Here is a 13,293-nt window from a genome sequence, read left to right as displayed (position 1 = left end):
CTTTTGTTGATAAGGAACGTTTGTTCTGTTTTTATTTTACACGAAAGACGGCCTTTTAATCAAGAACGGGAAAAAATGACTAAAATGATCAAGTTGTTTCAGACTAATACAGAAAACACCGAGACGGATGATTTAAAGTTTTTGATTTAAAGTGTAGAATAGAAGTAGACAACCGCCCTGAGGAGAATCAATGTTGGAGCAATTATTCAGCTATTTTACAGAAGAGAATTTAACAGAGTTTTTTCAGAGCTACAGAGCTTTTGGTCCTTTTGTAGCCGTTCTGCTGCCGTTTATTGAAGCGCTGCTCCCGTTTTTACCCCTGCTCGTGTTTGTTGTCGCCAATGTAAATTCGTTCGGTTTATGGCAGGGGTTCTTGTTGACGTGGATCGGGGCATCTTTAGGCTCTATAGCAGTTTTTCTTTTTATCCGCCATTTCGGCCAGCAAAGAGCACTCGGTTTTATCCGCAGGCATCCATCCGTAAAAAAACTGATGATCTGGGTGGAAAAACGGGGCTTCGGTCCGCTGTTTCTCCTGCTTTGCTTTCCATTCACGCCTTCGGCAGCGGTAAATGTTGTGGCAGGACTTTCGAGAGTCAGCCTGCTGCCTTTTTCACTGGCGGTGCTTTGCGGCAAGTTCGTGATGATTTTTATGGTGAGCTTTGTCGGCCATGATCTGAAGGCGCTTTTTACCCAGCCTTTGCGGACAGCTGCCGTGATCATCGTCATGCTGATCTTATGGTACGCCGGAAAACGGGTTGAACATCGTCTGAACGTGAGATTCAGCCAGAGAGAGAAAGACTAGGGGGACACAGAATTGAAAAAGCGTTTTTTGGTCATAGCCGGGGTGCTGCTTGTCATCGTCGTCGGAATTCAGGTCAAAAATGCCGTTTTCATTGAATATAAAGTAGAAGGCGTCAGCATGAATCCGACCTTTCAGGAGGGCAACGAACTTTTGATCAACAGGTTCGCCCACCACTTTAAAACAATCAGCCGATTTGACATCGTGCTGTTTAAAGGACCTGACAAAGATATATTCATTAAAAGGGTGATCGGGCTTCCGGGCGAAACCCTCCGGTATGAAGATGATCAGCTGTATATCAACGAAGAAAAGATCAAAGAGCCTTATCTGGACGATTTAAAGGCCGTCACTGCCGGAGGGGACTTGACAGGGGATTTTACGCTGAAGGAAGTGACCGGAGAGGAAAAGGTGCCTGAAAATGAGTACTTCGTCCTCGGGGACAACCGGATCCACAGCTTTGACAGCCGCCATTTCGGCTTTGTTTCAGACCGGGACATCGTCGGGATTGTGACGGAAAGAATTGATAAAAAGTGATTGGAGAATGCGGCGGAAAGCAAGCGCCCGGCCGAAAGGAATACGATGTCGCAATTGTCGTGTCCGAGCAGAACAGCATCAAAAAAGACGTATTCGCAAGAAAAGCCCGGGATTCCGGGCTTTTCTTGCTATTTCAGTTTGATCGCATTGATTCGTTTTTGCAGCTTCGTTTTTTCGGCGGATGCTTTCAGCTTGCTGACCGCTGATTGCGCTGCCGATTTTGTTTTTTTCGTTCTCTTTTGTTCGGCCGTTTTAACTTTGGCTTTCGCCGCTGCCACTTTTTTGTTATAGGCTGACGCGGCTTGCTTTTTCGCGGTGTTCAGCTTTTTTTGCAGATTTGATTTGTCTTTTCCGGCAGGCAGCTCATTAATCGCTTTTTGCGCTTTGCCGAGGTTTGAGTCTGTGGCCGCTTTTTCAGCTTTTGCAACGGCCTGCTTTGCGGTGTTCAAGAGGCTTGAGCGGACCGCATTGATCCGTTTTTGCAAATTCGTTTTGAAAGTACCGCTGTCGAGTTCATTGACCGCTTTTTGGGCTGCGTCGGCATTGGTTTTCTTTTTTTGCTTCTCTGCGAGTTTTACTTTGCTTTCGGCTGTCTTTTTAAGCTGCTCTTTAACAGCATCGAGCCTCTTTTTCAAAGCGGTTTTATCGGCGTTTGCAGGCAGCGGTTCGATCGCTTTTTGCGCGGTTTGAATGTCCGCTTTTTTCTTTGTCTTTTCCGCTTGTCCGACTGCTTTTTGCGCTTTCTCCAACGGCTGTGTGATCTCTTTGAAGCGGATTAATCCATAGCCGAACAAATGATCACGGCCGGGAGCGCCCAAGTCGCTTGTATAAATCTGCATTTTCTTGCGCAGCTCAGGATTTGAAGCGGTTGGGTACAGCTGTTTCAAAAGAGCAAACATTCCGGTGACGTGCGGCGTTGCCTGTGAAGTGCCGCTTCCGATTGCATAGCCGCGGTCGGAAGATGTACTGATAATCGATGTGCCGGGAGCGGCAAACTCGACGGCGCTGCCGGTGTTGGAAAATGAGGCGATCTGATTTTTTTCGTTGGTGGCCGAGACGGCAATGACGCTGCTGTAGGCGGCCGGGTAATAAACGGATTTTCCGTTTCCGGCATTTCCGCTTGCACCGACTAAAATCATTCCCCGTTTGTATGCTCTATCTACTGCATCGTGGAGAACTTGACTGTCGCCTGAAACGACGAGGCTCATATTGATGATATCGATTCCGTGCTGGATCGACCAATCGATGCCTTGTAAGATGCCTTTCAGATCCCCCGAACCATTCCGGTCCAGCGCTTTTACGGCATACAGCTGCGCGCCGGGCGCGAGACCGTCGATCCCCCGTCCGTTATGCTTCGCTCCGATGATTCCGGCAACATGTGTTCCGTGGCCGTTATCATCACGGTATGAAGCGGTATAGCCGACCATCGATGCACCGCCTGCGATTGACAGCTCTTCATGGGGGGAAATCCCGCTGTCAATAACCGCAATTTTCACCTGTTTCCCTGTCAAACCTTTATTCCAAGCCAGTGCGGCTTGAATCGGCTTGATGTTCCACTGTGAAAACGCGGAGGCGGTTTGCGCTGTGCTGCTGGAGACAGCTTTTAGAACGGTGCTGTCGGCAGCAGCTACCGGGAGGTTGTCTTCGACATACAGGACGTCGGGATCTTGTTCAAGTTCCCGCACTGTTTTGTCGTCCGCAGTAACAGCAGCTGCGGGAATGTGCCGGTAAACGTGTTCTACCGTGTCTGCTTGTTCGATGACGTTTTCTTTTCCGCTGGCATTTTTATATACGACAATGACTTCGTTTTCCTGCTTATTGCTTTCCGCTTGAATGCGGGGTGAATTTGCGGAAAAACCGACGAACATTGCAGCGGACACCGCGATTTTCCATAACTTTCTCATCCGGCTCTCCTCCTTATTTAGCGGCATTCGCTATATATATCGGAGAATTTTTGAATTTTCAAAGAGAAAGAAAGACGATCTTAAGGGCGCCCGTCGTGCAACTCCGTTCTTGAAATGTTAAGAACGCTGCTATATCAACGTTTGGGGAGCCTTCCTGTTTATTTGGGAAGTGCTTTTTTTAATAAATTGTAGGTTTGTTTAAAAAAAGAGCCATCTTTTTTACCTGATTGCTTTTATAGAAATGGGAGAGCTGGGAAAAATAGGACTAGCTTCTATCGATGAATCTTTCATTGATATTTTTAAGCAGATACCTTTTGTCTAAAATGTATAATGTTACTTTTGTTTTTGTTGAAAGTGAACAATGTTATTGACTGGCTTATAACCTACAATTTAATTAAATAATAAAAAGGGAGCGTGTCATACCGTGGAAAAAACAAAGAAACATGACCCCGATTATTACAAAAAGATCATTATTGCATTGTGTTTAGGGTGGGTAGCTATTTGGATTTACCGTACAATCCTTACGCCAATATATCCACAGATTCAAGAATCATTAGGACATATTAGTGATACACAAATGGGGTTGGTTGCTTCTATTTATTTCTTTGCCTATACGGGTATGCAAATTCCGTCAGGAGCACTTGTCGATAAATTTGGACAGAAAAAGGTGTTAATTCCTGCATTTATCGTCTTTGCGCTGGCTGCATTTGTAATTGGCACAAGTTCAACTATCATGCAAGTATACATTGGTTCGTTATTGGCTGGTATTTCGACTGGTTCATATTACGGTGCAGCCTTTTCCTTATCAGCCAAACATACGCCAAAAGATAAAAAAAGCTTTTCCAATGCGATAATAAATAGCGGTTCAGCATTAGGAATGGTAATTGGACTAATCGGATCATCGGTTTTAGTAGGCGGTTTTGAAATTCAATGGAATTATATGCTTTTTATAACAGCTATCGTTATCGTAGCTGTAACATTTGTGTTTGTGTTGTTTATTAAACAAGATAAAACATCAGACAAGGAAGTGGCTGAAGAGAAGAAAGACGCCGTACAAAGCACAGAGATTCTAAATGAAAGCTTATTTTCTCCAAGACAATTAGTTGTATATTTTGTGTATTTTGCAACATGCTATGGCTATTATATGATTGTCACTTGGCTGCCATCCTTCCTTGTAGCAGAAAAAGGATTTGCTCAAGGCTCAGTAGGATATGTAGCTGCACTAGTTGCAGTCACTGCAGTGCCTGGTGCTTTGATATTTACTAAATACATAGACAAACATGCACATTTGCGTCTGCGTTTAATTTTATTTCTATTAATTGCTGCGGCAATCACAATTAGTTTGACAGTATTTGCACCAAATCCTGCAGTGCTGTATATTGCATTAATTTTATATGGCTTATTAGGTAAACTTGCGATTGATCCAGTTTTAATAACCTATGTATCTGATTCCGTATCAGGAGATAGAGTGGCCAGAGCATTAACTCTCTTTAACTTCTTTGGAATGAGCTCATCTGTTATTGCACCAACACTTACTGGTTATATTGGTGATGTAACCGGCTCGCAAGTATTAGCATTCTATATTGCAACCATCCTTCTCGCAGCAGCAGCGTTGCTATTTTTCCTTGTGGTTATGTTAAGACAGAATAAAACAGTAGCTAACTAAATAAATAGAAAAGAAAACTTCCGGTGGTTCTACTTTTGATTTACAACGATATTTTCTCTGAAGCAAATAATGCCAATCGAATGCTCAGGGATGTATCAGGAGATTCTACAGATTGACCTAATATTTCTTCGCATTTTTTAATACGATATTTCACAGTATTACGGTGAATGAAAATATCCTCTGAGGTCTTTGTAAGATCACATTGGTTTGCCATATAGACATTTAACGTAAACCTTAGTTCTTTTTCCTTCGTTGTTTGGGGATAAGCTAATGGACCGAGTGTATAAATGATAAATGGTTTTAATTTATTCGTTGGAATGAGTTGTAATAATTCTTCTACGCTTTTAGATTTATAGGGCTCTACAAATTCTATTTCGCCTTGTTCATATTTATTATCATAAGCTTCATTCGCTTCGAAAAAAGACAGTGGTAATTGTGAAAGCTCGGAGACCTCATTACCAATGCCAAATGAAAGGGAGCTATTAAAAAATAGCTGATACTCTTTTTGGATATATCTGCAGTATTCCAAATAATAATGATGTCTTCTTTGTAAAAGTATCGTAAATCTGCGTTCACCCTGAGACATATATATACTAATGGAAGGGTCAATCCCAGTAAACTTATGCGTTAACCACTCAAAAGTCATCTGATATCGCTCATTTAAGTAGGCGCTATTTTCTACATTCTTTTCTTTGTCTATCCCGCAAATCATCACTTGGTAGAATTTAGAGGGTTGAATGTGATATTTTTTTAAAAGGTCGGTGTGTTGTGTTAGTGAAACAAGGTTATCAGGATGTTCGGACATCAGAGATGTAAAAAAATGGTTCGTATCCTGCTGCTCTGCTTCTTTGATTTTACTATTTTTATAAATTGCGAGACTAAGTGTGTTAACTGCTTGTTCTATTGTTAATAAACTAAACGGATAGTTGAGCAAATTAACATTTGAAATCATTAGATAATACGGAAAATATTTAAATGCAGGAACCTTAAATATAGCATATTCTTCCTGGAAAACACCATTGTGATTTGGTTCGATTTGCTCTGAATTTAAATATCTTCGGAAATAATTGAGGTTTTTTTGAACATGTTCTGAGTGTTGATGAAAGTGATGACTCGCTGACTCAACTTGATGAAAAGAATTTAGCAGCATGACAGGAACCTTTATAAGTCTACTTAAACGTTCAATCATCATGTTCAGGCTTAACCCTTGCATAAGCATAGCATTTAACTCTTGTTGGATATCTAATGCGAAGTGTAATTTTTCTGTTTCTTCATCCAGGATAAATGACGATATATGATGAGTAATGGATCCTAAATTCCAACTTTCCGGAATTTCAATAATTGGGAATTTTAATTTGTTTGCAAATGCAATAACCTCATCATCTAATTTTTTTAAAAATCGGGATAGCTTGATACCTAGACCAGCAACTTGTATATCATTTAACTCACTAATAAGACTGATTAGTCCGGATTGATCATCCTGATAGCTCATTCCTGTTGTGACGATAAGTGAGTGCGGCGTTGTAAAATTTTTAATATCAGGCGTTTCTGTAATATCAACCATTTCTACCACTCGTTCCAAATCGCCCTGCTCATTTAGCAATGTTAAATCTGAAAATTGTAGTACAGATAATATTTCTTTTAATGTTGTCATAAAGGCTGCCTCCTTATCTTTGTTAGAAAAAGATAAAATAAAAATGAAATATGTCAGATGTTACAAGGATAACTTTTCAATCTGATCGTACACTGTTTTTGAAGGTAATTATACGTATAATCCTTTAGTTAAAAATATTAAAGGAGAATCATTAATGCTTGAACATGATTCTTCGTTTTTTGAAAAGTGTGATTATAACAAAGATATCATGCCGAAGATCACTTGAACAAAGAATTTCATCCTCATTTACTTTTTTTAACGTTGGGGGTGGGACTAGTGCATAATATTCCGGATTATATAGCTGTTGGTGATGTTTTACATCACCATTTCAAGCAACGATATCACTTGTCGGATAGCCTTATGACTTGTTGCAAACGGATACACAGGTTCAAAATATGGCGTCCCGTTTTCATTGATAGTGGGGCGGGGTTGCCATTTATTATTCTTGATCATTAACTTTGCTATCGGTGAAACATTAAATAAGTGCTATCTTAAATTTAATGATTTGCATTTTTGGTGGTTTGGCTACCCGGGGGATTAATGCTGGCGGTTGCGAAAGGCAGTATTTTATATCCAACCATTAAAAGAGGAGGATGATTTTAATGAATTTTGATTCAATTATCAAAAATGGATTAGTCATTCTGGAAAATGGTGAACAAGAAGTCGAAGTAGGGATTAAAGATGGCAAAATCGCAGCAATCGGTCAGGATTTGGGTACAAGTGCAAAAATTATCGATGCAAAAGGATCGATTGTATCTCCGGGTATGGTTGATGCACATGTTCATATCACAGAGCCGGGCGGCGGCTATCGTGATGAATGGGAAGGCTATGACACAGGAACACGTGCCTCTGCAAAAGGCGGTGTCACAACGATCATCGAAATGCCATTAAATCAAGTGCCAGCAACGGTAGATGAGGAATCTATTCAAGAAAAATTTAAAGCTGGAAAAGGAAAATTATCTGTAGACGTTGCGAGTTACGGCGGTTTAGTACCATTTAACTTGGATGGGGGTATTCAAGAGTTAGATAACAATGGTGTTGTTGCATATAAATGTTTTTTAGCAACATGTGGTGACCGTTCTATAGAAGGAGATTTCATGAATGTGGACGACTATTCCCTCTACGAAGGTATGAAACAAATTGCGAAGACAGGCAAAATATTATCTGTACACGCTGAAAATGCTGCAATTACGGACAAGTTAGGGGAAATAGCATCTAAAAATGGTGAAACCTCATTACGTGCTTATGTAGATTCTCGACCCGTATTTACTGAAGTAGAACCGATTAGAAAAATAATTCTATTTGCGAAAGAAACGGGATGTCGTGTACACATCGTTCATATAGCTTGTGAAGAGGGCGTAGATGAAATTGTCAAAGCACAACAGGAAGGGGTCGATATTACATGCGAAACATGTACACACTATTTATATTTCTATAAAGAAGAACTGGATCATATCGGACCAGTTGTAAAATGTTCTCCGCCAATCCGTGAACAATCACGCTTAGAAGGCATGTGGAATCGGGTATTAAACGGAGATATTTCATTCGTAACATCAGACCATTCACCATGTACCCCAGACTTAAAAGCTACGGATAATGCATTTGAAGCTTGGGGGGGTATCGCAGGTGTACAAAATAATGTTGACGTATTATTTGATGAGGGTGTGCAAAAACGTAATATGTCATTATCCAAATTTGCAGACATTATTGCTACAAACCCTGCGAAACGTTTTAATCTATCATCAAAAGGCAGTATTGCAGTAGGGAAAGATGCGGATTTCGTATTTATTAAGAAAGATGCACCTTATGAATTAAAGGCTGAGGACTTAGCATATCGACACAAAATTAGTCCGTATATTGGCCGCAAAATTGGTGCTCAGGTAGTGAAAACAATCCTTCGCGGTGTCGAAATCTATGATAAAGAAAAAGGGATTTTAAATGAAAAAGTAGGAAGATTTATTCCTTAAGTGACGGACTAGCTATCCCGTCAGGAATTTGAGGCATAGGAAGGTGTGAAGGCGACCTGAGATTGTGTTACACTCGCAAATTCAGTGTGTCATCAGCATTTCTTATGGCAGCTAATACAGCTGAAGTGAGCATGGCAAAGTTGACTTCATCACAATCTTTCGCTATTACAGCAGCAGTTGTTAATCAATATGTATCCTGACTCTTGGCATATCATTTATGATGTAATGAAACAGATAAATGACCCTATAAATCAATGTTTTTTATTGATTTATAGGGTCATTTTTTTATTTGCACCTTATTTATTTGATTGGTAAAAGAGAAGTTTCGCTCTTTTGAAGCGAGCGATCTGCGATTTTCTTTAGGAGAAATTCAATGCAAATTTAATTTGTTATAAAGCGTATTTTTTTATGTAATCGAAAGCCAACAGTTTCTTTTTATATCTGGCATTAGCCCATTATTTAGATACCGTAAATTGATTAAAAGGTGTCTTTGTTAAAAGTGCATAAAATGTTTTTTCATTATTGTTGGTTATGTCAATGAATGGTTGTAAATAGGGTTCTATGATGAAAGTAAATAAAAGAGAGGGGGAGAAAAAGAATGGATATTCAATCAACCTTTGAAACGTTGGATAAGAAATTCACAAGATTTGGCGGTTTAGAAAAAGGGGGAATTACGCGGCTGTTATACTCTCCTGAATGGATTGATGCAGTTCGCGAACTGGAAGCAACATTCAAGGAAGAAGGTTTAGAAGTAAGCTTTGATGATGTTGGGAACTTATCTGGTCGTCTTGTTGGAAGTAAATATTCTGAAGAAACTATTTTAACAGGATCACATATCGACACAGTTGTTGAAGGCGGTCATCTAGATGGACAATTCGGTATCTTATCTGCACTGGTTGCTGTGAAATATTTAAAAGAAAAATATGGTCAACCATTACGAACAATAGAAGTATTATCGCTCGCAGAAGAAGAAGGAAGCCGATTTCCATATACATTTTGGGGAAGTAAAAACTTTTTTAACCTAGCCAAAAAAGAGGATGTTGACACAATAGAAGATGCTGAAGGAATTAAATTCGAAGATGCTATGCACGAATCGGGTTTTGATTACCGTAAAACAGATGATGTTCGTGACGATATTAAAGCATTTATTGAAGTACATATTGAACAAGGGAAAGTATTAGAGACGGAAAATAAAGCGATTGGTGTTGTAACTGGGATTGTCGGTCAAAAACGTTACTCAGTTAACTTGAAAGGTGAAGCAAACCATGCTGGCACAACACCGATGTCATTACGAAGAGATACAGTTGTTGCATATAGTGAGATTGTAACAGACTTAACGAAACGAGCTAGAGAAATTGGAGAGCCTCTTGTATTAACGTTTGGACATGTCACTCCTGTTCCAAACACGGTAAATGTCGTCCCTGGAGAAATTACCTTTTCGATAGACTGTCGTCATATTGATCAACAACTATTAAATGATTTTGCGAGAGAAATTGAAGATAAAGTTAAAGCGGTGGCAGAAGCAAACAGCATGGCTTATGACATTAATTTATGGATGGATGAAGCACCGTCATTGATGGATAAAGAAATCATTCAAATAATTGAACAAGCAGCTAAGGATAATGTGGGGGACAGCTATAAATTGATGCCATCTGGTGCAGGTCATGATGCACAAATTTTTGCGGATTTTGTCCCTACAGCAATGTTGTTTGTACCTTCTATTGGCGGAATCAGCCACAATACCAATGAAGAAACGAAGATAGAAGACCTTGTGAAGGGGATTGAAGTATTGAAAGATGTATTGTTTGAACTAGCTTATAAGGAATAATAATGAAAAGGAGCCAGATACTCATGAGTTACTTAAATCATAATCAAGGATACAGAGAAGGTTTATTAGAAACACGTTCAGTAATAAAAAAGGATAATTATGCGGTAATTACACCCGATGGCTTGGTTAATAATGTTGTACCTGGCTTTGAAGATTGTGATGTAACCATTTTAGGATCCCCGCGTTTAGGTGCAAGGTTTGTAGATTATTTGGTAACAGTTAAAAACAAGGGCGGAAACAAAACCGGTTTTGCCGGTGATGGTATCCAATCATTTGTGTACGTTGAATATGGTAAAATCAACGCTTTTGCGGATGGTAAAAAATACGAATTGGCAAAAGGCGGATTCTTATATGTACCTCCACACTTACAATTGACGTTTGATAATCATAATAATGGTGAGGACAGCCGTTTGTTTTTATACAAAAAGCGTTATCAGCCGCTTAAAGGACATACGCCAGAAATTGTTACAGGTAATGTGAATAACATCAAACAAGAACCCTATGAAGGGATGAAAGAAGTATTAATTCAAGATTTACTGCCAAAAGAAATCGCATATGACATGAACATTCATATTCTTTCATTTAAGCCGGGTGCTTCGCATGGTTACATTGAAACGCACGTTCAAGAACATGGTGCTTATATATTAAGTGGACGAGGTGTTTACAACTTAGACAACGAGTGGATGCCAGTTGACAAAGGTGACTATATTTTTATGGGAGCTTATACGCCGCAAGCAACCTATGCAATTGGTTTAGATGAACCATTCTCGTATATTTATTCAAAGGATGCGAATAGAGATATTAATCTATAAAGAGGGGCAATTTTAATGAGTGAACCATTAGTGTATGTAGAAAGTAATCGTCTCCGGCAGCTAATGAAAGATAAATTAGTGAAAGCAGGCTTACCTGAAGAACATGCGGATAAAACAGCTGACTTACTCATCTTTGCAGATGAACGAGGTGTTCACTCACATGGTGCAGTGAGAATGCAATACTACTCCGAACGTACATTAAAGGGTGGATATAACCTGAACCCCGACTTAAGCTTCGTAAAAACGGGTCCAGCATCAGGGATTTACCATGGAGATAATGCGTTAGGACATTATGTGAGTTATCAAGCAATGAAAAAGGCAATCGAATTAGCAAAAACATCAGGTATCGGTGTTGTCGGTGTAAAAGAAATGGGACACAGTGGTGCGATTGGTTATTATGCACGTCAAGCAGCATTAGAAGGTATGGTGGCATTAACAGTATGTCAATCTGATCCCATGGTTGTGCCATTTGGCGGTACCGAACCGTACTTTGGCACCAACCCAATTGCTTTTAGTGCGCCTCGAAAAGATGGCAGTCCAATACTGTTTGATATGGCAACAACGGTACAAGCCTGGGGGAAAATCTTAGATGCAAGAAGTAAAAACAAATCTATTCCAGACTCATGGGCAGTTGATAAAAATGGAGCACCAACAACAGACCCGTTTAAGGTAAATGCATTATTACCAATGGCTGGGCCTAAAGGATACGGGTTAATGATGATGGTGGATATTTTATCGGGGAGTTTACTCGGCTTGCCATTTGGCAAGCATGTCACTTCCATGTATAAAGATTTATCAGAGTACCGTCGCTTAGGGCAGCTTCATCTCGTGATCAATCCTGAATACTTTGGCGGGAAGGAGCAATTCCTGGAAAAAATATCTCAAATGGTTGAAGAATTACATGATAACCCGCCTGCTGAAGGATTTGACAAAGTGTATTATCCCGGTGAAATTCAAATAGATGTGATGAAACAGTATAAAAAAACAGGTATCCCAGTTACAAAGGAAATTTTAGATTATTTAGAGTCAGACAACATTTACTAATTATGTAATGGAAGGGGGGAGGATCAGATGCGAGTATCTAAGCAGGAGCTGTTTCATTTAATCAAACAGAAGCTAATCAAAGCTGGATTAAATGAAGGAGCCGCACACGATGTTTCAGATGTATTGACATTCGCCGATCATAGAGGGATCCATTCCCATGGAGCAGTACGTGTGGAATACTATGCCGAACGAATCGCAAAAGGCGGTATTACAGCAAACCCAAACTACACATTTGAACAAACAGGACCTGCATCCGCTGTCTTTAGCGGAGATAATGGTCCAGGTCACCAAGCAGCAAAACAAGCGATGGAAAAAGCAATCGAAATGGCAAAAAATTCAGGTGTGGCTGTTGTAGGCATGAAGAATATTTCGCATAGTGGTGCATTGGGTTACTTTGTTGAAATGGCAGCAGAACAGGACATGGTTGCTTTAAGTATGTGCCAATCAGATCCAATGGTCGTACCGTTTGGAGGAACAGAACCATACTTTGGCACCAATCCGATTGCTTATAGTGTACCATCGGCTGATGAACGCATAATCACATTTGATATGGCGACAACTGTTCAGGCATGGGGAAAAGTATTGGATGCCAGAAGTAAAAATGAATCGATCCCGGAAACATGGGCAGTAGATGCAGCCGGTGCACCAACAACGAATGCAAGAGATGTTCATGCACTTGTGCCAATTGCTGGTCCAAAAGGTTATGGATTGATGATGATGGTGGATATTTTATCGGGCAGTCTTCTTGGAGTACCTCATGGCGTACATGTATCCTCCATGTATCAAGATCTGACAAAAGGCCGCGATTTAGGGCAAATTCATATTGTTATCAATCCCGCATACTTCACAGATTTAACTGCTTTTAAACAACAGATTTCGACGATGCTCGATGAATTAAAAGCACAACCGGCAGCTGAAGGCTATGGAGAAATTTATTATCCGGGTGAGCGCGGTAAATTAAGAAGTGCCAAATATGATAAAGAAGGAATTGAAATTGTAGACGATATTTATAACTACCTCGTTTCAGGCGATGTTCATTACAATCGCTATCATGGAAAGAATAGATTTGCAGAATAACAAAATGG

General features: G+C 40.0%; 10 protein-coding genes. 8 read left to right on the top strand and 2 right to left on the bottom strand.

What is annotated here, in order from left to right:
- The first annotated feature begins 190 nt into the window (after positions 1-190).
- Together M1E06_RS15815 and lepB are read left to right on the top strand one after the other, a co-directional pair.
- Positions 191-802 (top strand): TVP38/TMEM64 family protein, encoded by a 612-nt coding sequence (locus M1E06_RS15815; RefSeq protein WP_020450831.1) that lies wholly within the window; start codon positions 191-193, stop codon positions 800-802.
- A gap of 12 nt (positions 803-814) precedes the next feature.
- On the top strand, positions 815-1,333 hold the full coding sequence (gene lepB, locus M1E06_RS15810; RefSeq protein ID WP_020450832.1) for a signal peptidase I: 519 nt from the start codon (positions 815-817) through the stop codon (positions 1,331-1,333).
- Positions 1,334-1,461: 128 nt separating this feature from the next.
- On the opposite strand, the gene M1E06_RS15805 is transcribed toward lepB, so the two are convergent.
- Positions 1,462-3,237, bottom strand: a complete 1,776-nt coding sequence (locus tag M1E06_RS15805; RefSeq protein ID WP_020450833.1) for a S8 family peptidase — start codon at positions 3,235-3,237, stop codon at positions 1,462-1,464.
- Positions 3,238-3,661: 424 nt separating this feature from the next.
- Between M1E06_RS15805 and M1E06_RS15800 the strand changes: the two genes are divergently transcribed.
- Entirely contained in the window at positions 3,662-4,903 is a 1,242-nt protein-coding gene (locus M1E06_RS15800) for an MFS transporter (RefSeq protein WP_020450834.1), read from the top strand.
- Positions 4,904-4,943: 40 nt separating this feature from the next.
- On the opposite strand, the gene M1E06_RS15795 is transcribed toward M1E06_RS15800, so the two are convergent.
- Positions 4,944-6,557, bottom strand: coding sequence for a PucR family transcriptional regulator (locus tag M1E06_RS15795; protein ID WP_020450835.1), 1,614 nt, complete (start codon positions 6,555-6,557; stop codon positions 4,944-4,946).
- Positions 6,558-7,159: 602 nt separating this feature from the next.
- Here M1E06_RS15795 and allB point away from each other — a divergent pair.
- The 5 genes from allB (at position 7,160) to allD (M1E06_RS15770) (ending at position 13,285) form a co-directional block, all read left to right on the top strand.
- Positions 7,160-8,524, top strand: coding sequence for an allantoinase AllB (gene allB, locus M1E06_RS15790; protein WP_020450837.1), 1,365 nt, complete (start codon positions 7,160-7,162; stop codon positions 8,522-8,524).
- 598 nt (positions 8,525-9,122) lie between these two features.
- Entirely contained in the window at positions 9,123-10,352 is a 1,230-nt protein-coding gene (allC, locus tag M1E06_RS15785; protein ID WP_020450840.1) for an allantoate deiminase, read from the top strand.
- 23 nt (positions 10,353-10,375) lie between these two features.
- Positions 10,376-11,164, top strand: coding sequence for a (S)-ureidoglycine aminohydrolase (gene allE / locus M1E06_RS15780; RefSeq protein WP_020450841.1), 789 nt, complete (start codon positions 10,376-10,378; stop codon positions 11,162-11,164).
- A gap of 15 nt (positions 11,165-11,179) precedes the next feature.
- The gene (gene allD, locus M1E06_RS15775) at positions 11,180-12,208 is read left to right on the top strand and encodes an ureidoglycolate dehydrogenase (RefSeq protein ID WP_020450842.1); all 1,029 of its coding nucleotides are present in this window, start codon (positions 11,180-11,182) and stop codon (positions 12,206-12,208) included.
- Between the two features lie 27 nt (positions 12,209-12,235).
- Entirely contained in the window at positions 12,236-13,285 is a 1,050-nt protein-coding gene (gene allD / locus M1E06_RS15770) for an ureidoglycolate dehydrogenase (RefSeq protein WP_020450843.1), read from the top strand.
- Positions 13,286-13,293 lie beyond the last annotated feature (8 nt).

Source organism: Bacillus sp. AK124 (assembly GCF_053903085.1).
This window is presented reverse-complemented; position numbering and strand designations above follow the sequence as displayed.